The organism is Streptomyces sp. NPDC032161, from assembly GCF_040636995.1.
In the GTDB taxonomy this organism is placed as follows: Bacteria; Actinomycetota; Actinomycetes; order Streptomycetales; family Streptomycetaceae; genus Streptomyces.
The window spans coordinates 114833-138816 of sequence record NZ_JBEZVN010000007.1; the positions used below are offsets into that span (position 1 = coordinate 114833).

14 protein-coding genes, 1 tRNA gene and 3 pseudogenes are annotated in these 23984 nt (G+C 71.5%); 1 reads left to right on the forward strand and 17 read right to left on the reverse strand.

Annotated elements, in window-relative coordinates:
* Nucleotides 1-110 precede the first annotated feature (110 nt).
* From AB0E67_RS17770 to AB0E67_RS17835, 14 genes and pseudogenes are all read right to left on the reverse strand, one after another.
* Entirely contained in the window at nucleotides 111-596 is a 486-nt protein-coding gene (locus AB0E67_RS17770; protein WP_362027328.1) for a MarR family winged helix-turn-helix transcriptional regulator, read from the reverse strand.
* A gap of 179 nt (nucleotides 597-775) precedes the next feature.
* Nucleotides 776-1220 (reverse strand): annotated as a pseudogene (locus tag AB0E67_RS17775) (NUDIX domain-containing protein); the annotation flags it as partial.
* Nucleotides 1209-1430 (reverse strand): annotated as a pseudogene (locus AB0E67_RS17780) (transcriptional regulator); the annotation flags it as partial. The pseudogenes AB0E67_RS17780 and AB0E67_RS17775, both read right to left, overlap by 12 nt.
* A gap of 78 nt (nucleotides 1431-1508) precedes the next feature.
* Nucleotides 1509-1582 (reverse strand) — tRNA-Thr (locus AB0E67_RS17785).
* A gap of 145 nt (nucleotides 1583-1727) precedes the next feature.
* Complete coding sequence (locus tag AB0E67_RS17790) at nucleotides 1728-3257, reverse strand: alpha/beta hydrolase (RefSeq protein ID WP_362027331.1); 1530 nt, start codon at nucleotides 3255-3257, stop codon at nucleotides 1728-1730.
* Between the two features lie 244 nt (nucleotides 3258-3501).
* Complete coding sequence (locus AB0E67_RS17795) at nucleotides 3502-4707, reverse strand: DNA polymerase III subunit delta' (protein ID WP_362027334.1); 1206 nt, start codon at nucleotides 4705-4707, stop codon at nucleotides 3502-3504.
* Nucleotides 4708-5168: 461 nt separating this feature from the next.
* Nucleotides 5169-8318 carry a dTMP kinase gene (gene tmk, locus AB0E67_RS17800; protein WP_362027337.1) on the reverse strand — a complete coding sequence of 1050 codons (3150 nt, stop codon included), beginning with the start codon at nucleotides 8316-8318 and terminating at the stop codon, nucleotides 5169-5171.
* A gap of 407 nt (nucleotides 8319-8725) precedes the next feature.
* Complete coding sequence (gene topA / locus AB0E67_RS17805; protein WP_362027340.1) at nucleotides 8726-11614, reverse strand: type I DNA topoisomerase; 2889 nt, start codon at nucleotides 11612-11614, stop codon at nucleotides 8726-8728.
* Nucleotides 11615-12027: 413 nt separating this feature from the next.
* A complete protein-coding gene (locus AB0E67_RS17810; protein WP_362027343.1) occupies nucleotides 12028-12225 on the reverse strand; it encodes a hypothetical protein in 198 nt (65 codons plus the stop codon).
* 616 nt (nucleotides 12226-12841) lie between these two features.
* Nucleotides 12842-14356, reverse strand: a complete 1515-nt coding sequence (locus AB0E67_RS17815) for a class I SAM-dependent methyltransferase (protein WP_362027346.1) — start codon at nucleotides 14354-14356, stop codon at nucleotides 12842-12844.
* Nucleotides 14357-14487: 131 nt separating this feature from the next.
* Nucleotides 14488-15114: a small secreted protein gene (locus AB0E67_RS17820; protein WP_362027349.1), complete on the reverse strand. Its 627-nt coding sequence runs from the start codon at nucleotides 15112-15114 to the stop codon at nucleotides 14488-14490.
* Nucleotides 15115-15561: 447 nt separating this feature from the next.
* Nucleotides 15562-18009: a sodium-translocating pyrophosphatase gene (locus tag AB0E67_RS17825; protein ID WP_362027352.1), complete on the reverse strand. Its 2448-nt coding sequence runs from the start codon at nucleotides 18007-18009 to the stop codon at nucleotides 15562-15564.
* A gap of 313 nt (nucleotides 18010-18322) precedes the next feature.
* Nucleotides 18323-18796 (reverse strand): ATP-binding protein, encoded by a 474-nt coding sequence (locus tag AB0E67_RS17830; protein ID WP_362027355.1) that lies wholly within the window; start codon nucleotides 18794-18796, stop codon nucleotides 18323-18325.
* 892 nt (nucleotides 18797-19688) lie between these two features.
* Nucleotides 19689-20042, reverse strand: a complete 354-nt coding sequence (locus tag AB0E67_RS17835; RefSeq protein WP_003967428.1) for an STAS domain-containing protein — start codon at nucleotides 20040-20042, stop codon at nucleotides 19689-19691.
* Nucleotides 20043-20120: 78 nt separating this feature from the next.
* Here AB0E67_RS17835 and AB0E67_RS17840 point away from each other — a divergent pair, with 78 nt between their 5' ends.
* Nucleotides 20121-22775 carry a DEAD/DEAH box helicase gene (locus AB0E67_RS17840; protein WP_362027358.1) on the forward strand — a complete coding sequence of 885 codons (2655 nt, stop codon included), beginning with the start codon at nucleotides 20121-20123 and terminating at the stop codon, nucleotides 22773-22775.
* Here AB0E67_RS17840 and AB0E67_RS17845 read toward each other — a convergent pair.
* From AB0E67_RS17845 to AB0E67_RS17855, 3 genes and pseudogenes are all read right to left on the reverse strand, one after another.
* A pseudogene (locus tag AB0E67_RS17845) lies at nucleotides 22753-23058 on the reverse strand (Rv3654c family TadE-like protein); the annotation flags it as partial. The gene AB0E67_RS17840 and the pseudogene AB0E67_RS17845 overlap by 23 nt on opposite strands.
* 281 nt (nucleotides 23059-23339) lie before the next feature.
* The gene (locus tag AB0E67_RS17850) at nucleotides 23340-23768 is read right to left on the reverse strand and encodes a TadE family type IV pilus minor pilin (protein WP_362027361.1); all 429 of its coding nucleotides are present in this window, start codon (nucleotides 23766-23768) and stop codon (nucleotides 23340-23342) included.
* A complete protein-coding gene (locus AB0E67_RS17855; protein WP_199883307.1) occupies nucleotides 23755-23955 on the reverse strand; it encodes a DUF4244 domain-containing protein in 201 nt (66 codons plus the stop codon). The genes AB0E67_RS17850 and AB0E67_RS17855 overlap by 14 nt, the downstream gene beginning before the upstream one ends.
* Nucleotides 23956-23984 lie beyond the last annotated feature (29 nt).

The following is a 23984-nucleotide window of genomic DNA, read 5'->3' on the forward strand; positions in this document are numbered from 1 at the left end:
CCGGACCGGCGCGCAGCGACGATGACCGCGGCTCTCAAGGCCGGGTTCGCCGCGGAAGCCGCATGCGGCAAAGGCGCCGAAGCAGTCGGCGGCGGGCGTGCGGGACGCGCCTACGCCTCGTCGTCCGCAGGATGGGCGAGCCGGGTCAGGAGATCCGTCAGCTGCTCGGGCTCGCCGCGCCCCAGTCCGGCAACCAGGCGCTCAGCCAGCGGCTCTGCCGCCACGTGGGCGGCATCGAAGAGCTCCAGCCCCTGGGGGGTGATCTCCACTGCCCGCACCCGCCGGTCCCCCGCGACGGCCTTGCGTACGGCCAGGCCCTTGCGCTCCAGGTCGTCCACGATGCGCATGATTCCGGCCTTGTCCGACCCTGTCGCCGCCGCCAGATCCCGCTGCACCGTGGGTCCGTGGTTGACCAGCTCGATCAGCACCGCGAAATGCCGCAGCTCGATACCGAGCGGCCGAAGCGCCTCCCCCAACCCTGCGGCGACGCGCCAATGCGCCCGGCGCAACAGCAGGCCGAGAGCGAACGGCGAGGGACCCCCGGGGCGGTCGGTCGCACGCGAGGCGGTGGTGTGGCGAGGAGCATCGGCGGCCATGAAACCAGACTACTTCATTCGATACAGTATCGTTTGATACTAAATGGGCTTGCGAGACGCCGCCGATGCCAGCAGGAGAAGAAACGGGATCTTGCGAACCAGACATCCGCCGTCCTGCGTTCCCCGCCGCGCCCCTCCCGGCCTCGCTGCGCCCTCCACGACCTGGGAACGTGCGGCCGCCTCCAGCCGTCCAGCGAAATGTCGGGGGCGCTGGCAAGATACCGGTGGAGTGCGCCGACGGTAGTGTCCACGAACTCTTGCGAGATGGCGTCGGCATCGCCCCAGCAGACCTGAGCGCGCTTGCGCGGTTCACGGTCCTCGGGTTCGCCGGTCCAATCGTGGGCCGCGAAGACGGCGGCGAAGACGGCGGCGAGGAAGCCGTTGGGGCTTCGACACCTCAGGCGCCGTGGATGATGTGGGCGACCTTCAGAGGCTCCGGCTTCACTGTCAGGCCGGTCTCTTCGTACAGCTCTCGCACGGCGGCCTCGGTGACGGGTTCGCCGGGCTCGGTCCTGCCGACGGGGAAGTCCCACATGCCCTGGGCGCACTTCGCGTTCCGACTGCGCCGTGGAGGAGGGCAACCCGGCTGGTGGCCTTGTCGTGGACGATGACAGCCGCTTCCAGGTGGCCGACTTCCCGTTGGCGCTCAGCCAGAGTGGCGCGGTGCCGTACGCGGACGCGGCGACAGACGCCGTGGCGCACCTTGTCCGACTCCTGCATGGCCTCGATAGCGCCGGGAACAGCGTCGAGTTCGTAACGGACCTGGCTGATGTGGCAGTTGAGCGCCGCCGGGTCGTACGAGCCGAACGCCTTGCCGCAGGACTCGGCACGGTCCGTGGCGCCGTGTGACACGCCACGCCCCGAGCAACAGAAAACCCCACATCAGAGAAGATCTGATCTGGGGTTTCTCTGAGCCGCCTTCGGGATTCGAACCCGAGACCTACGCATTACGAGTGCGTTGCTCTGGCCAACTGAGCTAAGGCGGCACGCCCGTCGCACTATGGTGCGATCAGCGGCGTCGCCAAGTCTACACAGTTTCCGGGGGTGCTCCGTACCACCCTGGATCCGAGCCGTCTCCGCAGGTCAGCGACCCAAAGGCGGCGAAGCTGGCGGAATGGAGGGCACAAGTGGTCAGGAGCAGCGCTTGCCGTCGTCCGGCGGGGTGCCGTCCAGGAGGTAGGTGTTGATCGCCGTGTCGATGCAGTCGCTTCCACGGCCGTACGCGGTGTGGCCGTCGCCCCGGTAGGTGAGAAGCGTGCCGGAGGAGAGCTGGTCGGCGAGCGACTCGGCCCACTTGTACGGGGTGGCCGGGTCACGCGTGGTGCCGACCACCACGATCGGGGCCGTTCCCCTGGCCTCGATGCGGTGAGGGGTGCCCGTGGGGCGGACCGGCCAGTGGGCGCAGTTCAGGGCGGCCCACGCGAAGGCCCGGCCGAAGACCGGCGACGCCTTCTCGAAGTCGGGGAGCGCACGGGTGACGGCTCCGGCGTCGGCGAAGGCGGGCGGCTGGTCCAGGCAGTTCACGGCGGCGTTGGCGAACATCAGGTTCGTGTACGTGCCGTTCGGCTCGCGCTCGTAGTAGCTGTCCGACAGGGCGAGCAGACCGGAGCCGTCGCCCTTCGCGGCGCCGGCGAGCGCGTCGCGGAGCCGGGGCCAGGACGATTCGTCGTACATGGCGGCGATCACCCCGGTGGTTGCGAGGGACTCGGTGAGCTCGCGGGTGTCGCCCGTGGGGATCGGCTTGGCGTCGAGGGCGGCGAAGAGCCCCTTCAGGCGGGTGGCCGCGTCGGCGGTGGAGGCCGTGCCGAGCGGGCAGTCCGCCCTCTTCACGCAGTCGGCGGCGAAGGACTGGAACGCGGTCTCGAAGCCCGCCGTCTGGTCACGGTTCACGTCGAGGGCGGAGAGCGAGGGGTCCATCGCGCCGTCCAGGACCATCCGGCCGACCCGGGCCGGGAAGAGTTCGGCGTACGCGGCACCGAGGTAGGTGCCGTACGACGCCCCGACATAGTGCAGCTTCTCGTCGCCCAGCAGCGCCCGCAGCATGTCCATGTCGTGGGCGGTCTCGGTGGTGGAGACATGCGGGAGCACCTGGGCCGAGTGCTGCTCGCAGCCACCCGCGAACCTCTGGTACGCGGCGCTCAGCCGGCCGACCTCGGCCTCGTCGTCGGGCGTCTGGTCGACCTGGGTGTACGAGTCCATCTGCGGGCCGGTGAGGCACTCGACGGGCTCGCTGCCGGCGACCCCGCGCGGGTCGACGGCCACCATGTCGTAGCGGGCCCGGACCGGGGCGGGGTAGCCGAGGGCCGCGAAATTCTGGAGGTAGCCGACGGCCGAGCCTCCCGGGCCGCCAGGATTCACCAGAAGCGAGCCGATCCGCTCCCCGGGGCCGGTGGCCCTGGCGCGGGAGACGGCCAGATCGATGTCGCCGCCGTCCGGCATCGCGTAGTCCAGGGGCGCCTTCATCGTCGCGCACTGGAAGCCCTCGCCCCCGCAGTCCCGCCACGTCAGCTGCTGCTCGTAGTACGGCTGGAGCGCGGCGGGGACGGCGGGTGCGGACGGGGACGGGTTCGCCGAACCGTCGCCGCTGCAACCGGAGACGGCGAGGAGGCCGGCAATGCCGAGCGCGAGGGCGAAGATGCGGAGCGGGCGCCTGGTGTCCATCCCCGGAGCGTAGTCGCCGGACGACACCTCGCCCGCTTTAACGCCCATACGGGTGAAAAAATCAGTAACGAAACGTGACGAACGGTGACGTCGGCGATGGCGCGGTGCGCTACCTGTGGTCACGGCAGGGACGGTACTGGGGCAGTGCACTGCCGATGGCGATGGGGATGCCGGTGGTGATGGGGACGGGTGACGGCGGTGGTGATCCGGGACGGAAGCGGGAACGGCACGGCGGCGCCGTACGTCAGCCCGCGCGCAACGCCATCGTCATCGCCTCCACCGCGAGCAGCGGCGCGACGTTGCGGTCCAGCGCCCGCCGGCACGCGATCACCGCCTCTATCCGGCGCAGGGTTCGCTCGGGGGTGGAGGAGCCGGCGACGCGGTCGAGGGCGTCCTGCGTGTCCGCGTTGGCGATGGCGATCCGCGAGCCCATCTGCAGAGCCAGCACATCGCGGTAGAAGCCCATCAGCTCGCTGAGCGCGAGATCGAGGCTGTCGCGCTGGGTACGGGTCTTGCGGCGCTTCTGCCGGTCCTCCAGTTCCTTCATCACGCCCGCCGTCCCCCGCGGCATCCGGCCTCCGGCAGCGGCGCCGAGGGCGGCCTTCAGTTCTTCCGTCTCCTTGGCGTCGACCTCCTCCGAGACCTGCTTGGCATCCTCCGCAGCAGTGTCGATCAGCTCCTGGGCGGCCTTGAGACAGCCCCCGATCTCCTCGATCCGCAGCGGCATCTTCAGCACGGCGGCACGCCGGGCGCGGGCCCGCTCGTCCGTGGCGAGGCGACGGGCCCGACCGATGTGGCCCTGGGTGGCACGGGCGGCGGACGCGGCCCGCTCCGGATCGATGCCGTCGCGCCTGATCAGCACGTCGGCCACCGCGTCCACGGAGGGCGTGCACAGGGTGAGGTGGCGGCAGCGGGAACGGATGGTGGGAAGCACGTCCTCCAGCGAGGGCGCGCAGAGCAGCCAGACCGTCCGGGGAGCCGGTTCCTCGACGGCCTTCAGCAGGACGTTCCCCGCGCCCTCGGTGAGCCGGTCCGCGTCCTCCAGCACGATGACCTGCCAGCGACCGCCGGCCGGGGACAGCTGGGCGCGTCGGACCAGCTCGCGGGTCTCCTTCACGCCGATGGAGAGCAGATCCGTACGGACCACCTCGACATCGGCGTGCGTACCGATGAGGCTGGTGTGACAGCCGTCGCAGAAGCCGCACCCGGGCGCGCCGCCCAGGGCCCGGTCGGGGCTCACGCACTGGAGGGCGGCGGCAAAGGCCCGGGCCGCGGTGGAACGGCCGGAGCCGGGGGGGCCGGTGAACAGCCAGGCGTGGGTCATCTTCGATCCCGACGGCACCGGCTCCCCCGCGGAGTGGGCGGTGACCAGCGCATCGGCGTCCCGGGCGGCGGCACCGAGCTGCTCCTGCACCCGGTCCTGCCCGACCAGGTCGTCCCATACGGTCATGGGTCACCGCCCTTCCGGTGGTGTGCGACCTCGTGGCCGCACATTCTCGTGCTGTCCGCTGTCATGCGCCGTAGTGACGTGCCGTACGCCGTGCTGTCATGCACCCGCGCACCGTCGTGCCGTGGTCTCGTGCCGTGGTCTCATGCGCCGGGTTGTCGCACGGTACGGCCGCACGACCCGGGCGACGGGATGTCGTTGCGCGTCGGCCCCGTTCGCCCGGACCGACCGCGCCCGAACCCGGCCCTGCTGGTCCCGGCTCATGTCCGGACTCCATTGTGAGGGACGGGTCTGACAATCCCGGCAGGACCGGGCGGGGCCGGTCCGGACCGCACTCCGGCCGGTCCGGCGGGAAGCGGGCCCGCAAACCGGACATCCGCTCCGCAGGCCGGCAGATCGACGGCCCCGCGGCCCGGCCCCTTCGGCCGGCCGCACGGATGTCCCGTCCTTCACCCCGCACCGCCTCAGCGGCGCGGGCGGCGTCCCCGTCCCGAGGAGCCCGGGTCCTCGTCGTCCCCGTGGTCGCCGCCCAGCAGCTCGTCCGCCAGTGTCGGCAGGTCGTCCAACGGGGTCTCCTCGGCCCAGTCGGGGCGCGGGCGCCGGGAGCGGTGCTCCTGGCCGTCCCAGTGGTCCCGCGCCTGCTGCGACCCCGCCCCGCCCGCGTGCCGGTCGTCGATCTGCGGGAGCTCGCGCGTGCGCTCGTTCTCGCTCTCCGCCGCGAAGCCCGCCGACGGGCGCTCGTCACGGAAGATGCCCCGCGGAACCCGGTCCGCCGGATCCGCCGAGCGCGCGTCACGCGCACCCCATGCATCCCTCGACTCCCGCGCACCCCCCGTGTCACGAGGACGCCGCGCGTCCCGTACCGGGGGCTGTCCGTCCCGTACCGGAGGAAGGATCGCCGTCTCGTCGTCGGAGCGCGCGGGACGCGTGGTAGGCGAGGGCACCTGCTGCGTCACGTCGTTCGGGTCGACGATCGGTGTCGGCACCGTGACCTCGTTGTCCGGCACGGACGCCGCCGCGGCCGCCTCGGCCCTGGCCGCCTCCGCCGCCTCGGCCCGGCGCCGGGCCTCCTCGGCGCGCAGCAGGGCCTCCTCGGCGGCCCGCTGCTTCTCCAGACGCTGTTCCTCGGCCTCCTTGCGCTGCCTGGCCTCCTCCGCGGCCCTCTTGCGCAGCCTCTCCTGCTCCGCCTCGCGGGCCGCCTCCTCGGCCTCCCGCTTGCGCCGCTCCTCCTCGGCCTTGCGCCGGGCCTCCTCGGCCCGCTGCCGAGCCTCCTCCGCCTGGCGTTCGGCCTCTCGCCTGCGCGCCTCCTCCAGCTCGCGGCGCTTGCGTTCCTCCTCCTCGGCCCGGAGCTTGGCGAGCTGTTCCTGTCGCTCGCGCTCCAGCCGCTCCTCCTCGGCCTTGCGGGCCGCCTCTTCCTCGGCCTTGCGCCGGGCCTCCTCCTCGGCCTTCCTGCGCGCCTCCTCCTGGGCCTTGATCTCGGCCTCGGAAAGCGGAAGGAGCTGGTCGAGGCGGTGGCGTACGACCGTGCTGATCGTCTCCGGGTCCTGCCCCGCGTCCACCACCAGGTAGCGGGTCGGGTCGGCCGCGGCCAACGTCAGGAAGCCGGCCCGCACCCGGGCGTGGAACTCCGGCGGCTCGGACTCCAGCCGGTCGGGCGCCTCGGTGAACCGTTCCCTCGCGGTCTCCGGATCGACGTCCAGCAGAACGGTCAGGTGCGGTACGAGCCCGCTCGTGGCCCAGCGCGAGATCCGGGCGATCTCGGTCGGGGAGAGGTCACGGCCCGCGCCCTGGTAGGCGACGGACGAGTCGATGTAACGGTCGGAGATGACGATCGCACCGCGCTCCAGCGCCGGGCGGACCAGCGAGTCGACGTGCTCGGCGCGGTCGGCGGCGTACAGCAGCGCCTCGGCCCGGTTGGAGAGCCCGGCCGACGACACGTCGAGCAGGATCGAGCGCAGCCGCTTGCCGACCGGGGTCGCGCCCGGCTCCCGGGTGACGACGACCTCGTGGCCCTTGGCGCGGATCCACTCGGCGAGCGCCTCGACCTGGGTGGACTTTCCGGCGCCGTCGCCGCCCTCCAGGGCCAGGAAGAACCCGGTCTTCGCGGGCGCCACGTCCGGTTCGCCGCCACGCAGCGCCTCGCGCAGGTCACGGCGCAGCGGCACGCCGGAGCGGTCGTCCGTCTTCGCGAGGACGATCACCGCGACGGGCAGCAGCAGCGCGCCGATCAGCATCAGGGCGAAGGCCGCTCCGCCGTGGGCGAAGACGAACGCTCCCGACTCCAGCCGGTGCGCGCCGATCGCGGCGGACAGCAGCGGGCCGACGAGCGCGCCGAGCCCGACGACGACCCGTACGACGGCCTGGAGGTGCTCCGTGATCCTGGCCCGGCGGGACTCCTCGGTCTCCTGGTCGATCAGGACGTGGCCGGTGCGGGCGGCGACCCCCGCCGCGTACCCGGCGAGCACCGTGATCACCACGACGGTCGCCGTGTCCGGCACCAGGCCCATGGCGAGCAGCGCGACGCCCGTGACGGCGACGGCCAGCGCCAGCAGCCGCCGCCGCGACAGCGTGGGCAGCACCTTCCCGGCGGTACGGATGCCGACGCCCGTGGCACCGGTCAGTCCGAGGATCAGCAGGGCGAACGTGACGGGTCCGCCGCCCAGCTCCCCGGCGTGCAGGGCGGCGACGGCAGCGGCGGCGGCGATGGCCCCGGCGATGGCGGCCGACGCTCCGATGATCACCGGTACGGCACCGGTGCGGCCCCGGTCGGGTCCGCCGTCGGCCGACGGCCGACGCAGGCCCTCCAGCGGCGAGCGCGGGCGGAGCGTCTGCGAACCGGGCAGTTCCAGGAAGTACAGGGTGGAGATCGAGGCCGCGAACAGACCGGCCGCGACGTACGAGCCGAGCGCCGCCTGATGGAGCGAGAACCACTCCAGGCCCGAGCCCAGCAGGTTGCCGACCAGGGTGGCGGCCAGCAGACCGGCCCCGGCGACCGGGATGGCGGCGAAGTCGGTACGGAGGGAGAGTCGGCGCAGGGCGTCGAGGTGGTCGGGCAGGGGACGTACCGCCGCGCCCTCGGGGGGCGGCGCGGGCAGCAGCGCGGGCGCGGCGCCGTCCTTGGCGACCGTCCACAGGCGCTCGGCCGCGCCCACGACGAAGACGGTGATGAGGATCATCATGAGCGCCTGAGCCGGCATCCAGTCGATCCACAGCGGTGCGACGACCAGCAGCGCGAGCCGCAGCCCGTCCGTCCCGATCATCAGCCAGCGCCGGTCCAGCGGTCCGCCCGGTGCGGTGAGCGTCGTCAGCGGACCGAGGAGTACGGCCCCGAAGATCAGGGTGGCGAGAATCCGGGCACCGAACACCGCGGCGACGGCGAACGCCGCCCCTCGATATCCGGCTCCGAATGAGCCCTCCTGGACCGCCGCTTGCAGCGACATCAGCACCAGCACGAGAAGGGCGAGGGCATCGCCGATGCTTCCGACGAGCTGGGCGCTCCACAACCGCTTCAGCGGCGGGATACGCAACAGGGCTCGTACGGCGCGCTCGCGTGAGTCTGCGGCAAGTGTGTCGGAGGTGGGGCTCACGACCGTTGGCTGCTCGGCTCGCGTCATCCGCCCAGCCTATCCGGATCGGACGACTCCCCGGAGGCCACGCCCGAACATGTGGACGACGAGGTCACGGTATGTGGGCAGCCCGGGGCATGCGTCAGAAGCACGGACGACGCGCTACGGAGGTGGCCCGGCCGCAGCCGCCCACGCCTCACACCTCACCGGACCGACGGCGTCTCCGTACGAGAAACTCGCGCCGGAAAATCCCCCGTACGAAGACCGGGCCACCTTCCGCACGGGGACGGACCGCCTCCCCCGCGGAACGGCCTCCTGTACGGGACGGGCCGCCCCCGTACAGGACGGGGCGGCCCGCACTGAAGCGGGACGCCCCTCCTATCAGCCCACGGTCCCCTGCCCCGGCCCGGTCCCATGCCCGGCCCCCCGGTCAGCCCACCGGTACCGGGCCCCGGTCAGCTCTCCCCGGCGGCCGACGCCGCCGGGGTCTCCTTCGCGGCGGCCGTCTTCTTCGCCGCCGTCCTCTTCGCGGCCGTGGTCTTCTTCGCCGCGGTCTTCTTGGCGGTCGCCGCCGTCTTCTTGGCGGTCGTGGTCTTCTTGGCCGCCGTCTTCTTCGCGGCCGTCTTCTTGGCCGGGGCCTTCTTCGCCGTCTTCTTCTTCGCGGGCCCCTTGGCACGCTTCTCGGCGAGCAGCTCGTAACCGCGTTCCGGCGTGATCGTCTCGACGCTGTCGGCGGTCCGCAGCGTGGCGTTGGTCTCGCCGTCGGTCACATACGGGCCGAAGCGGCCGTCCTTGACCACGACCGGCGCCCCGCTCACCGGGTCCGTGCCGAGCTCCTTCAGCGGCGGCTTGGCGGCGGCGCGACCGCGCTGCTTGGGCTGCGCGTAGATCGCGAGGGCCTCTTCGAGGGTGATGTCGAAGAGCTGCTCCTCGGAGGCGAGCGAACGCGAGTCCGTGCCCTTCTTCAGGTACGGGCCGTAGCGGCCGTTCTGCGCGGTGATCTCGATGCCGTCGGTGTCCTCGCCGACGACGCGCGGCAGCGACATCAGCCGGAGCGCGTCGGCCAGCGTCACCGTTTCCAGCGACATGGACTTGAAGAGGGAGGCGGTCCGCGGCTTCACCGCGCTCTTGCCGGTCTTCGGGGTGCCCTCGGGCAGCACCTCGGTGACGTACGGGCCGTAGCGACCGGCCTTGGCGACGATCTGGTGCCCGGTGATCGGGTCCGTACCGAGTTCGAAGTCGCCGCTCGGCTTGGCCAGCAGCTCCTCCGCGTACTCCACGGACAGCTCGTCCGGAGCCAGGTCCTCCGGCACGTCCGCGCGCTGGTGGCCCTCGGCGTCCTTCTCGCCGCGCTCGATGTACGGCCCGTAGCGGCCGACCCGCAGCTTGATGCCGTTGCCGACGGGGAACGAGGAGATCTCCCGGGCGTCGATCGCGCCGAGGTCGGTGACGAGCTCCTTCAGGCCGCCGAGGTGGTCGCCGTCGCCGTTGCCCGCGTCGGAGGCCGCGCCGGCGCCCGCCAGGTCGTCGCCGCCCGCGCCGAAGTAGAAACGCTTCAGCCACGGCACGGCCTGGGCCTCGCCCCGCGCGATGCGATCGAGGTCGTCCTCCATCTTCGCGGTGAAGTCGTAGTCGACGAGCCGGCCGAAGTGCTTCTCCAGCAGGTTGACGACGGCGAAGGAGAGGAAGGATGGGACGAGCGCCGTGCCCTTCTTGAAGACGTAGCCGCGGTCCAGAATCGTGCCGATGATCGAGGCGTACGTCGACGGGCGGCCGATCTCGCGCTCTTCGAGCTCCTTGACCAGCGAGGCCTCGGTGTAGCGGGCCGGGGGCTTGGTGGCGTGCCCGTCGGCCGAGATCTCCTCGGCGGACAGCGCGTCGCCCTCGGCGACCTGCGGGAGGCGGCGCTCACGGTCGTCGAGCTCGGCGTTCGGGTCGTCGGCGCCCTCGACGTACGCCTTCATGAACCCGTGGAAGGTGATCGTCTTGCCGGACGCGGAGAACTCGGCGTCACGGCCGTCGCTCGCCCGGCCGCCGATCCTGACGGTGACGGAGTTGCCGACAGCGTCCTTCATCTGGGAGGCGACGGTCCGCTTCCAGATCAGCTCGTAGAGCCGGAACTGGTCACCGGTGAGGCCGGTCTCGGCGGGGGTGCGGAAGCGGTCGCCGGACGGACGGATCGCCTCGTGCGCCTCCTGCGCGTTCTTGACCTTCCCGGCGTACGTGCGCGGCTTGTCCGGCAGGTAGCCGGCCCCGTACAGCTGCGTGACCTGCGCCCGGGCGGCGGCGACCGCCGTGTCCGAGAGGATCGTGGAGTCGGTACGCATGTACGTGATGAAGCCGTTCTCGTACAGCTTCTGCGCGACCTGCATGGTGGCCTTGGCGCCGAAGCCCAGCTTCCGGCTCGCCTCCTGCTGGAGGGTCGTCGTGCGGAAGGGGGCGTACGGGGAACGGCGGTACGGCTTCGACTCGACGGACCGCACGGCGAACGCGCTGTCGGCGAGCGCGGCGGCCAGCGCGCGGGCATTCGCCTCGTCCAGATGCAGCACCTGGCCGGAGCCGGACTTCAGCCGGCCGTCCGGGCCGAAGTCACGGCCCTGGGCGACACGGCGGCCGTCGACCGAGTTGAGGCGGGCGGTGAAGGACGACGGGTCGGAGGCGTCCGTCCCGTTCGCGCCCGTTCCGGTGGAGAACGTTCCGGTCAGGTCCCAGTACTCGGCGGAGCGGAAGGCGATGCGCTCGCGCTCCCGCTCGACGACGAGACGGGTCGCCACGGACTGGACACGCCCGGCCGACAGCCGCGGCATGACCTTCTTCCACAGGACCGGCGAGACCTCGTAGCCGTAGAGCCGGTCGAGGATGCGGCGGGTCTCCTGGGCGTCGACCATGCGCTGGTTGAGCTCGCGCGGGTTGGCGACGGCGGCCCGGATCGCGTCCTTGGTGATCTCGTGGAAGACCATCCGATGGACCGGGACCTTGGGCTTCAGGACTTCCTGCAGGTGCCACGCGATGGCTTCGCCCTCGCGGTCCTCATCGGTGGCGAGGAAGAGTTCGTCGGACTCGGCGAGAAGCTGCTTGAGCTTCCTGACCTGGGCCTTCTTGTCCGCGTTGACGACATAGACGGGCTGGAAGTCGTGCTCGACGTCGACGCCGAGCCGACGCACCTCGCCGGTGTACTCCTCCGGGACCTCTGCGGCACCGTTCGGCAGGTCGCGGATGTGCCCGACACTCGCCTCGACGACGTATCCGGGGCCGAGGTAGCCCTTGATCGTCTTCGCCTTGGCAGGCGACTCGACGATGACGAGTCGGCGGCCGCCCTGTGCGGTCTCGCTGGTCGGGGACAACTTCGCTCTTCTCTCCGGTCGACGCTCGGTGGGCATCCGGGCAGCGGCATGACGCCGCCGACGGTGCCGTCGCTGCGGAGTGTGACGGTACAACCCGCCCCCGTGTCAAACGGCAAAAGCCCGCAACGGCCACTCGAACGGTAACCCGACTCCCGGCATTCCTGCCGCCCGGAGCGCCCGGTCCGTCGGGCGTACGACCGCCGCCTGCCGGTTCCCGACCACCGCGACACCACCACCGGGGGCGTGTGGTGTCCGCCACCGGGCACGGGCCCTCCGGGGTGTTCCTCACCTTCTCCACCCTGCCCCGTATGTCCCCCGCCATGTCCTGCGGGGCGGGGTCGGCGACGCCTCCGGGGGTCCGCCATGCGTGGCGACGGTCCGGCGGAAACCCGTGGGTCCCGGTGGGAAGTGGATCAGATGCGGGTGAAGCACCACACACCGAGAACGAGAAAAAGTACGCCGAACACAGTGGCGAGCGTGGCGGAAGCGAGGGGGCTCACTCCATGCGCCACCGGCGCGCGGTGCATCACGCGCGCCCCTGTCCACAGCAGCAGCGCGGCGCCGAGCAGCGCGAACACTGCTCCGGCGAGAACCGCTGGTCCGCTCTCCATGTCCGTCCGCCTCCCTGTCGCTGTTCGGCCGGGGCCGTGCCGTCCGGTCGGGTGGAGGCTGTCACCCCCGGGCGTCGCGGACGCGAACCCTGGGTGAATGGCCGGATTCACCCGCCACCGGGCCGGGGCGGACTTCACCTCGGGCCCGGACGCCGACTCGAGCCCCGGACGCCGGTTCGGGCACGACCTCGGCGCGAGCGCGGGGCGCCGAGCCGGGCCCGGCCCTGAGACGCGGGACCGGTCCAGTGGCCGATCAGAGGTGACGGCCGGTCCGTAAGCCGCTCAAGAACGCCATGCCGAGCCGAAGCCGGGAGGCGGTCCGGAAGCCGCTCGGGGCACCGGTCCGTTCCCCGGGCCGATCCGGAACCGATCCGGAACCGAACCGGCGGCGGGCGCCGGACACCTCCCCGTCCCGACTTGGGGCCCGGTGTGCAGGTCCCGCCACCGAGCGCAACCGGAACACAAGGCACGACGGCGGACCGCTGGGCGACAAGAACGGCACCGCTGGTGAAGAGGACATTCACCACGCACAGAGGCACGCCCGCCCCGGAATCGCCGCGAACCGGAACGACTCGAACCAGAACAGAACGACCCCTTCCGGATCACGGCGACACCGTCAGTCGGCCGACCCCACCGGCTCCAGGAACCCTTCCTCCACCAACAACCGGATCGCCCGCGGGGTGCGGTCGCGCAGCAGCACCGGGTCCTCGTTCATCAACTGGGCGATCGCGTCCAGGATCCGGCCCGCCGGCAGCGTCCCGTCGCACACGCCCGCGAAGCCCGCGCCGACGGCGTCGACCTTCGTCGCGCGCCGCATACCGCGGTTCTGACGGAGCACCACGTGCTCGGGATCCTCCGCGCCGGGCAGGCCGACCTGCTCCTGCACGACCTCGGCGGCGAGCGCGAACCGCCCGGCCAGCAGCGCGGCGTCGTCCTGCTCGCGGAGGTAGTCCTGGCGGGCGAAGTGGGCCTGCACGGCAGGCCCGAGCGGCTGCTCCACCGCGTGCGGCCATTCCTCGATCACGACGGACGGATTCCCGGCCGCGGCCGCGGCGGACTTCCGCAGAGTGATCCAGCCGAAGCCGACGCTCCTGGTCTTGCGGGCCTCGAACTCGTCCAGCCAGGCGTCGTACCGGGCCGCGTACTCGGCGGGGTCCGTACGGTGGTCGCCGCTGTCGCGCAGCCACAGCTCCGCGTACTGCGTGACGTCCTGGACCTCACGCTGCACGATCCAGGCGTCGCAGCCGTACGGCACCCAGGAACTCAGCCGGTTCTGCCACTCCTCGCCCTCCACGTGCTGCCAGTTGGCCAGGAAGTGGGCGTATCCGCCTTCGTTGAGCCGGTCGCCCGTCTGCTGCACCAGGGTCCGACACAGGTCGTCGCCGCCCATGCCGCCGTCGCGGTAGGTGAGACGGGCGCCGGGCGAGATGACGAACGGCGGGTTGGAGACGATCAGGTCGTACTTCTCCGTGCCGACCGGCTCGTACAGGGAGCCCAGGCGCAGGTCCGCCGCCGGTGCGCCGGACAGGGCCAGCGTCAGCCGGGTGAACTCCAGCGCGCGCGGGTTGAGATCGGTGGCCGTCACCCGACCGGCGTGCTGCGAGGCGTGCAGCGCCTGGATGCCGGAGCCCGTACCGATGTCGAGCGCGGAGGCGACCGGCGTACGGACGGTGATTCCGGCGAGGGTGGTGGACGCCCCGCCGACTCCGAGGACCACGCCCTCCTCGCGCGAACCGATGCCGCCCGCGCCGCCGACCGAGCAGCCCAGGTCGGAGACGATGTACCAGTCCTGCCCCTCGGGCCCGCTGTACGGACGCACGTCGACCGCGGCCCGCACCTCGTCATCGACGCGAACCACCCAGCCGTCCTCCATGCACTCCGCCAGCGGAAGCGCGGCTCGGGCCCGCTCGTGGGGGACGGGGCGCTGGAGCAGGAAGAGCCGCACCAGAGTGTCGAGCGGGGACGCCCCCCGGGTGGCACGCAGCGCCGGAACCGTCTCGCCGCGGGCGAGAGCGGCATAGGCGGGCGCACCGAGCAGGTCGAGGAGCCCGTCGGCGGTGAAGGCGGCGGCGAGCAGGGCTTCGCGGAGCCAGGGCGAACGGTCGGGCACGGGAAGGCGGGTCGTACTCACCCGACCATTGTGTCCGCTCTCACCGACAACGGCAGCGGCCCGGCACCCATAGGACTGTCCGGGCCGCTCAGACCGCCCAGGCCGCTCACGCCGTCCGGCCTGCCGGGCCGAACGGATACCGGGCCGAACGGTCAGGACTCCTTGCTGGGCGAGGTGGACGGCGCCGCCGGGGCGCCCGATCCCGGGGTGGTGTTCTTGGGCGGCACCGAGGCCGTCGGCTTCTGGCAGCCCTTCTGCTTCGCCATCGCGGTGGCGACCTCGCCGGACTGAAGCCTCTTCAGGGCCTGGTCGCCATTGGAGCTGATCTTGTTCAGCTCGTCCGCGATGCCCTTGAGGCCGTCGGCGAACTTCGCCTGGTCCTTCGTATCGAGGGCGTCGACCTTCTTCTGCAGGTCCGCGTACGCCGCGGAGGAGGTGTTGAGCTCCTTCACGGCGTCCTTGTGCGTGGCCTCGCCGTTGTCGACGGGCGGTGGGCCCGCCGACTCGACGGCCTTGCCCAGCGCCTTGTACGCCTGCGAGATCTGCTGGAAGGCGGCCGAGTCGGTCTTCTGGACGTCGGCGGGCTTGCTGTTGTCAGCGGTCTGCTGCTGGATGGCGGCGTTGGCGTTCGCGATCTTCTGCAGCTGGGGCTGGACCTGGTCACAGACCTTCTTGGCCCAGGCGTTCACCTTCTCGCTCTTGTCGTCGCCACCACAGCCCGACAGCGTGAGTACCAGTACCGCACCGCCGGACAGTGCGGCAGCAAGCTTCTTGTTCACCGGATCGGTCCCTTCCAAGACTCTCGGCCCCGGAACTTACACGTCGGGCGCCCTCCATCCGGGTGCCTCCCGTCCGATGGATCACCTTTTGCAGCCATTTGCACCAAGGGAAATGAGGGAGATACAACTCACCCGCACAGCTACCGAAAACGGGAACACCCGAGCGAACGGCACTACGCACACATGTACATACATGCATGTGTACGGATGCGGGGGCCACATGCGGCGAACACCCCACGAACCAGCCGACACCTGGCACCCGCACCGGCACCCTGCTGCACCACCGCACCACTCCGCCCGCTCCCCCGAGCCGCCACACGGCCGACCGGGCCGACCGGGCCGACCGGGCCGACCGACCATGGTTTCCCCGGTGAGCGGCACCGGCCGGGCGGACGAGGCATCAGCCCCCTTCGTACGCCCGGCCGTTGATCCGTCCCTCTCACCGCCTCACGACACAGCCGCCCGGCCGGGACGGGCATGGCTGCCGCCACCCCCGTCCCCGTCACCGGGCTCCTCCGCATCCCCGACGGCGATCCCGCGCCGCTTGGAGACGTAGACCGCGTACACGATGACGACGACGGCGAGCGCCGCCACCACCGCCCGGACCGCGGGGCTGGCGTCCTGCCCGTAGCTGAACTGCACCACCGCCGGGGCGATGAGCAGCGCGACCAGGTTCATCACCTTCAGCAGGGGGTTGATGGCCGGTCCCGCGGTGTCCTTGAACGGATCGCCGACCGTGTCACCGATGATGGTCGCGGCATGGGCCTCGCTGCCCTTGCCGCCGTGCCGGCCGTCCTCGACGAGCTTCTTGGCGTTGTCCCAGGCACCACCGGAGTTGGCGAGGAACACCGCCATCAGCGTCCCCGCGCCGATGGCGCCCGCGAGGTACGAGCCGAGCGCCCCGACGCCGAGGGTGAACCCGACGGCGATCGGCGCCAGCACCGCGAGCAGGCCGGGCGTGGCGAGCTCGCGCAGCGCGTCCTTCGTGCAGATGTCGACGACACGTCCGTACTCCGGCTTCTCGCTGCGGTCCATGATCCCGGGGTGCTCGCGGAACTGCCGCCGCACCTCGTGGACCACGGCCCCGGCGGACCTGGACACCGCGTTGATCGCCAGTCCGGAGAAGAGGAAGACGACCGCGGCGCCCAGCATCAGGCCCACCAGGTTGTTGGGCTGCGAGATGTCCAGGCTGAGGGACATCGCCCCGGCCCCGGCCCCCACGCCTTCGACGGCCCCGGCGATCGCGTCGCGGTACGAGCCGAACAGCGCCGACGCCGCCAGGACCGCGGTGGCGATGGCGATGCCCTTGGTGATGGCCTTCGTGGTGTTGCCGACGGCGTCCAGGTCGGTGAGGACCTGCGCGCCCGCGCCCGTGACGTCGCCGGACATCTCCGCGATGCCCTGCGCGTTGTCGGAGACCGGTCCGAACGTGTCCATGGCCACGATGACCCCGACGGTCGTGAGCAGACCCGTCCCCGCCAGGGCCACCGCGAACAGCGCCAGCATGATCGACATGCCGCCGAGCAGGAACGCCCCGTAGACGCCCAGGCCGATCAGCAACGCCGCGTAGACGGCGGACTCCAGTCCGATGGAGACGCCCGCGAGCACGACGGTGGCCGGGCCGGTCAACGAGGACTTGCCGATGTCCCTGACCGGGCGCCGGCTCGTCTCGGTGAAGTAGCCGGTCAGCTGCTGGATCAGGGCGGCCAGCACGATCCCGATGGCGACGGCGACCAGGGCGAAGATCCGCGGGTCCCCGTCGCGCGAGGTGATGGCGGTGTCGGTGACGCCGTCCAGCTCCGCGTACGAGGACGGCAGGTAGGCGAATACACCTGCGGCCACCAGCGCCAGCGAGATCACGGCGGAGACGAAGAAGCCGCGGTTGATGGCCGTCATTCCGCTGCGGTCCGCGCGCCGCGGGGCGACCGCGAAGATCCCGATCATCGCGGTGACCACGCCGATCGCCGGAACGATCAGCGGGAAGGCCAGCCCGAAGTCCCCGAAGGCGGCTTCCCCGAGGATGAGCGCGGCCACGAGCGTCACGGCGTACGACTCGAAGAGGTCGGCCGCCATGCCCGCGCAGTCGCCGACGTTGTCGCCCACGTTGTCGGCGATCGTGGCGGCGTTGCGCGGGTCGTCCTCCGGGATCCCCTGCTCGACCTTGCCGACGAGGTCGGCACCGACGTCCGCGGCCTTCGTGAAGATGCCGCCACCGACCCTCATGAACATGGCGATGAGCGCGGCACCGAGCCCGAAGCCCTCCAGCACCTTCGGGGCGTCCGCGGCGTAGGCGAGTACGACGCAGGAGGCCCCGAGCAGCCCGAGCCCGACGGTGATCATGCCGACCACACCACCCGTACGAAAAGCGATCTTCATCGCCTTGTGCGAGACGGTGGTGAGGTCCTTTTCCGGTTCGCCTTCTTCCGGAGTCGCCTCACGCGCAGCGGCAGCCACACGGACATTACTGCGCACGGCGAGCCGCATGCCGATGTATCCGGTGGTCGCCGAGAAAAGCGCGCCCACCAGAAAGAAGAGCGAGCGGCCCGCACGCTGCGACCAGTCGTCGGCGGGGAGCAGAAGGAGCAGGAAGAAGACCACGACCGCGAAGACGCCGACGGTACGCAACTGCCGGGCCAGGTACGCATTCGCGCCCTCCTGAATGGCGGCCGCGATCTCCTTCATCCGGTCGGTCCCCTCGCCCGCCGCCAGCACCTGGCGCAGCAGCAACCGGGCGACGACCAGCGCGGCGACGGCCACGACCGCGACGGCGACCACGATGACGCGATTGTCCTCGGTGAGCACCGCGGCCGCGAGGGAAGACGGCCGGTCCGAACGTGCGGAAAGTGCGGAATCTTGCGCCAGTCCTGCCAGTGGGGTGTTGAAGATCTCCGCCATACGTCCTCCTTGACGCTCAGCGCTCAAGACGTGAACGAATTGTAAGGAGACCGGACCGGGCAAAACAGTGCACTGCAAATGTAATTGACGTTCACGACCTGATCGATAAATGATCGGGCCGCAGATCACTCCGAATGCAGTAATGCGGCAGAACCATTTTCCGCGAACCATCGATCACGCAGAAATGAAAAAGACCCCGCTCAGCAGTGCTCAGCGGGGCCATGAGACGGATCGATCAAGGAATCGGCAGGACCGGGACTCGGGGTCCGTCACGGGCGGCGGGCCGCCGCCCCTGACGGCTGCGGCGCTCGTCTCAGGGAGGCACCGGCGCGGGCGTCCTGGGCCAGGTCATACGGATCACTCCGCCGTTGATCCCGGATCTGACCTCCATGTCGTCGACGAGGCCGCTGATGACCGCGAGCCCCATCTCGTCCTCGCCGTCGGCTTCGGGGCCGGGCTCCGGCTCGTCGAGGCCCGCGCGGGGTGCCGCACCGCGGGCCCCGGGGCCTGCGCCGGGAGCGGGCTCGGCACCCGGTCCGGGCACCTCGTCCCCGACCTCGATGGAGAAGGACTTCTCCTCCTCGGTCAGGGCGACGGAGACGGGAGCGGTGATGCCATGACTGCGATGCAGCCCCACGGCGCGGCTGCAGGCTTCACCGACGGCGAGTCGGACCTCGTCGAGCACGGCTTCATCGACACCTGCGCGGCGCGCCACGGCGGCGGCCACGAGGCGCGCCGTCCTGACGTGTTCGGGCTGGGCGCTGAAGCGGAGTTCAACAGTGGCCATGCGATCCCCCTCAGACGTACGGGCGTGCATCCCGGGAGCCCGGGCACGCTGCCCGCCGCTCCGGCTCTTCTTCCGGTATTCCTCTGGTCTTCATCTCGGTCATCGCCGGTCGGCCTCCAGCCTGCCAGGCGCCGGTCCCGCGTCGGCCCGTTTCCGTGCTCATTTCCACGTCCGGTTCCTTCGTCCGGCTCCTTGCCCGCGGCTTCGTACGGAACCGGCCCCGGACCGTCGCCGATCCCGCCCCGAACCGCCCTGCGGACGGGCCCATCGGCCGAAGGGCCCGTCGTCGGCCACCGGCCGTCCGCCGCGGCCGACGTGCAACCACCGACCACACGGGAGACCCGGCCCGCGGCACCGATCGACGGGCGATCAGCCTGTCAGCCGGCCGACGAACGGTCCGAGGCACACACTCCACGCAGACCACGCGGAACGGTCGACCAGCGACCTCCGATCAGTCGGATGGCCGAGCGGAGCGATGCCATCCGGGCCCTCACCGGTCAACCGCCCCACCGAATGCCCGGCACCCGACCGGCCGACCGGCGGATGTCCGCCGTCCGGTCGGCAGGCTTCCGGCCATTCGTGACACCCGGTCGCTCAGGACCGGACGCGACACTCCAGCCGACGTGCCCGATGCTCGACATGCCCGAGCAGGCGGCCGGGCACATGTCGGCCCAGGCCGACAGACGACCGTCTGACGCACTCGCTCCGTACAGCCGCTCGTCGGCCGGCCGATACGCGAACCAGCGGCCAACGGATACTCCTGCCGCCTACCGGACCGGCTGTTGTCGGCCGATCCGGTCACTGGAGCGCATGCAGAACTCGACGGACCGCCGCCGCCCCGACACATCGGGGCGGACCGGATCACCAGTCCGTATCCGGGCGGACCGGACCGTCAGTCGGTGGCCGCGACCGCCTCGTCGACCGTGGTGTGAATCGGGAACACCTTGGTCAGACCGGTGATCCGGAAGATCTTGAGAATGCGCTCCTGGTTGCACACCAGGCGCAGCGAGCCCTCATGGGCCCGGACACGCTTCAGGCCGCCCACGAGCACGCCGAGGCCGGTGGAGTCGAGGAAGTCCACGCCTTCCATGTCGACAACCAGGTGGTAGCTGCCGTCATTCACCAACTCGACCAACTGCTCGCGCAGCTTGGGCGCGGTATACACATCAATCTCGCCACCGACCTCGACGACCGTACGGTCGCCACCAGGGCCGGACACATTGCGAGTCGACAAGGACAGGTCCACGGATCCTCCAGCACCTTGCTATCGAGCGGTCGCCCCTCGGTCTCCCCGGCGGAGCCAGGGGACGGATCGCCAGCCGCGATGGCATTCAATCACTTACCAGCAGCCATGCACGACGCCTTGGGACCATTGTCCGTCACGCCAGTGACACACTCGGTGCCGATGGCCAAGAATCACCGCCCCAGTCGACCGCCCGGGAACACGGACTCCGGCCCCTCTCCCGCCATGGTCCTCGACCGGCTCGCCGCAGCGGCGGGCCGGTCCGCGCGCATCACTCATACGGAGCACTTGCCCCCGCGTACGGGAACCCATGCCATCTGGCCCGATCGCATCCGTCCAGAAGTGATCGCCGCGATCCAGCGGGCCGGAATCGACCACCCCTGGGTGCATCAGGCGGTGGCCGCCGAGCACGCTCTGGACGGCGATTCCGTGATCATCGCCACGGGGACGGCGTCCGGGAAGTCGCTGGCCTACCTAGCCCCGGTGCTCACCGCCCTGCTCGACGGCTCCGAGGCCCCGAACGGCCGAGGCGCGACCGCCCTGTACCTCGCCCCCACCAAGGCCCTGGCCGCCGATCAGCGGCGCGCCGTGAAGGAACTCGCGGCGCCCCTCGGCAACGCCATCAGGCCCGCGGTGTACGACGGCGACACTCCGGTCGAAGAACGCGAATGGGTGCGCCAGTACGCCAATCACGTCCTGACCAATCCCGACATGCTGCACCGCGGGATACTCCCCTCCCACCCTCGTTGGTCCTCCTTCCTGCGCGCTCTGCGCTACGTCGTCATCGACGAGTGCCACACGTACCGGGGCGTCTTCGGCTCCCACGTCGCCCAGGTCGTACGGCGGCTGCGCCGCCTGTGCGCCCGCTACGGGGCGGATCCGGTCTTCCTCCTCGCCTCGGCCACCGCCGCCGAACCGGCCGTCGCAGCGGGCCGCCTCACCGGGCTCCCCGTCAAGGAGGTCTCCGACGACTCCTCGCCCCGCGGGGAGCTGGTCTTCGCCCTGTGGGAGCCACCCCTGACCGAACTGCACGGCGAGAAGGGGGCGCCGGTGCGCCGTACCGCCACCGCCGAGGCCGCCGACCTCCTCACCGACCTCACCGTCCAGGGTGTCCGCTCGGTCGCCTTCGTACGCTCCCGCCGCGGCGCCGAGCTGATCTCCGTCATCGCCAAGGAACGCCTCGCCGAGGTGGACCGCTCCCTGCCGGCCCGGGTCGCCGCCTACCGGGGCGGGTACCTCCCCGAGGAGCGCCGCGCACTGGAACGTGCCCTGCACTCCGGCCGCCTCCTCGGTCTGGCCGCCACCACCGCCTTGGAGCTCGGCGTCGACGTCTCCGGCCTGGACGTCGTCGTCATCGCCGGCTACCCCGGCACCAGGGCGTCGCTGTGGCAGCAGGCCGGCCGCGCCGGACGCTCCGGCCGAGGTGCCCTGGCCGTGCTGGTGGCCCGCGACGACCCGCTGGACACCTTCCTCGTCCACCACCCCGAGGCGCTGTTCCGGCAGCCCGTGGAATCGACCGTCCTGGACCCGGACAATCCGTACGTCCTCGCCCCGCACCTCTGCGCCGCCGCCGCGGAGCTCCCGCTGACCGAACCGGATCTCGAACTCTTCGGTCCGGCCGCCGCCGGTCTGCTGCCGCAACTGGAGGCCGCGAAGCTCCTGCGCCGACGGGCATCGGGCTGGCACTGGACCCGTCGTGAACGCGCCGCCGATCTCACCGACATCCGGGGCGAGGGCGGCCGTCCCGTCCAGATCGTCGAGGAGGGCACCGGCCGGCTGCTGGGCACGGTCGACGAGGCCGCCGCGCACACCGCCGTCCACGAAGGTGCCGTCCATCTCCACCAGGGCCGCACCTATCTCGTCCGGAAGCTGGATCTGGAGGACTCGGTGGCCCTGGTCGAGGAGGCGGCACCGCCGTACTCGACGACCGCCCGCGACACCACCTCCATCGCCGTCCTGGAGACCGACACCGAGATCCCATGGGGCGACGGGCGGCTCTGCTACGGATCCGTGGAAGTCACCAACCAGGTCGTCTCCTTCCTGCGCCGCAAACTGATCACCGGCGAGGTGCTCGGTGAGACCAAACTGGACCTGCCGCCCCGCACCCTGCGCACCCGCGCCGTGTGGTGGACGGTCACCGAGGACCAGCTCGATGCCGCCCGCATCAATCCGGAGGTCCTCGGCGGCGCCCTGCACGCCGCCGAGCACGCCTCCATCGGGATGCTGCCGCTCTTCGCCACCTGCGACCGGTGGGACATCGGCGGTGTCTCCGTGCCCTTGCACCCGGACACCCTGCTGCCCACGGTCTTCGTGTACGACGGCCACCCGGGCGGCGCCGGGTTCGCGGAACGGGCCTTCCACACCGCCCGTGCCTGGCTGGCCGCGACCCGCGAGGCCATCGCGTCCTGCGAATGCGAGGCGGGCTGCCCTTCCTGCATCCAGTCCCCCAAGTGCGGCAACGGCAACGATCCGCTGCACAAGCGCGGTGCCGTGCGCCTCCTCAGCGAACTTCTCCGGTCCGCTCCACCGGAACCCGAGGAATCGGGTCCCCTGGCACCCCCGAATCCCCCAGCACCACCGGCGGCCGCAGACTCGGAGACGGCAGATCCGGGGGCGATGGACCCGGAGGTGGCGGAGCCGGAGTCGGCAGAACCGCTGAGCCGGGAGGAACCGTCGGAAGCGACGCCGATGCCGGAGGCCCGGGAGGATCCGTCGGAGGGCCGGCCCGAGACCTGACCTCCCGTTCGTACGGCCCGAAACCCGCCCGGGCCGTGACATCGGCGATCTCCCCGCGCACCGTGCACCGCACCACTGTCGCCCCCTGTGCAGCGGCCACCCTCTCGGCCGCCCCGCACGCCTGCTCGGCCCCTCGCAGGGCCCGGTCGGCGGCTGCCAGGGCCGCGAGGTCCGCCGCTCCCCCGGCCCGGTGCCTGACGACGACCACCTGTCCGAGCGCCAGCACGACGGCGAACACCGCGCACAGGGTCGCGGCCGTCATCGCCACCCACACCGTCGCCACACCGTCGTCCGGGCCCGCCCGTCTCCGGGCCCGCCCCCGGTCCGGAGCTCCGATCCGAGCCGGAACGGATTCGCGGTCCCGGACCGTTTCACGCCCCCGGACCGATCCACAGCCCCGGGCCCGTGCACCGTCCGGGCCCGGATCGCAGGCGGGGTCGTACCGAGGCCCGAGCCCGGCCTCAGCCCCAGGCCCGAGCCCGGGACCCTCAGTCCCATGAGGGCTCGGCCCGCCGACAACGGCCTTCCGCTCTCTCCCTTCCCCGATCACGACGCCTCCGCCGGTCATGACTCCACCCCCACCGTGTCCTCGGCCAGCGCCGCCGCCTCCGCGTGAAGCGTCAGGGCCAGCGGGCCGAGGCCGGGCGTCGGCGCCGCCACCCGTACCCGCCACAACTCGCCGGTCCGTTCCATCGAGACCTCGGCTCCACCGGGTGCCGCCGCGCGTGCGGCCTCCAGCGCCTGGGCCTCCGGTTCCGAGCGGGCCGCCGCCCGTGCCCCGGCCCTGGCCGCATCCACGCACCGGATCTGGGCCGCGGCGGCCATCAACGCCCAGATCAGCGACAGGACGAACACCACCAGCACCGGAATCGCCATGGCCGCCTCCGCCGTCACCGCACCCCGGTCCTCGTTCCTTCCCTCGCCCCCGCACCCACCGACGGTTCTGGGACGGCCCTTGTCCCCCGCGCCGCGGCCATCCCTAGAACTTCGCATCGAGCGCGTCCTTCAACAGTGACTGCAGCGCGGACATGACCGGTTGGCTGGTGACCACCTTGTAGAGCACCGCCGCGAACGCACAGGCGGCGATCGTCCCCACCGCGTACTCGGATGTCGTCATTCCGTCGTCCGACCGGATCCGGCGCATCAGACCCCGCACCCAGCCACTGATTCGCTGTGCCATTCCAACCCCCACAACATGCCTGTTTCACG

What these genes read in the sequence shown, in the direction of transcription:
- AB0E67_RS17830 (WP_362027355.1), bottom strand. Translation starts at nt 18,796, where the DNA reads ATGGCCACTGTTGAACTCCGCTTCAGCGCCCAGCCCGAACACGTCAGG.
- AB0E67_RS17790 (WP_362027331.1), bottom strand. Translation starts at nt 3,257, where the DNA reads ATGGACACCAGGCGCCCGCTCCGCATCTTCGCCCTCGCGCTCGGCATT.
- AB0E67_RS17770 (WP_362027328.1), bottom strand. Translation starts at nt 596, where the DNA reads ATGGCCGCCGATGCTCCTCGCCACACCACCGCCTCGCGTGCGACCGAC.
- AB0E67_RS17795 (WP_362027334.1), bottom strand. Translation starts at nt 4,707, where the DNA reads ATGACCGTATGGGACGACCTGGTCGGGCAGGACCGGGTGCAGGAGCAG.
- AB0E67_RS17810 (WP_362027343.1), bottom strand. Translation starts at nt 12,225, where the DNA reads ATGGAGAGCGGACCAGCGGTTCTCGCCGGAGCAGTGTTCGCGCTGCTC.
- AB0E67_RS17840 (WP_362027358.1), top strand. Translation starts at nt 20,121, where the DNA reads ATGGCATTCAATCACTTACCAGCAGCCATGCACGACGCCTTGGGACCA.
- AB0E67_RS17855 (WP_199883307.1), bottom strand. Translation starts at nt 23,955, where the DNA reads ATGGCACAGCGAATCAGTGGCTGGGTGCGGGGTCTGATGCGCCGGATC.
- AB0E67_RS17825 (WP_362027352.1), bottom strand. Translation starts at nt 18,009, where the DNA reads ATGGCGGAGATCTTCAACACCCCACTGGCAGGACTGGCGCAAGATTCC.
- AB0E67_RS17850 (WP_362027361.1), bottom strand. Translation starts at nt 23,768, where the DNA reads ATGCGAAGTTCTAGGGATGGCCGCGGCGCGGGGGACAAGGGCCGTCCC.
- tmk (WP_362027337.1), bottom strand. Translation starts at nt 8,318, where the DNA reads ATGACGCGAGCCGAGCAGCCAACGGTCGTGAGCCCCACCTCCGACACA.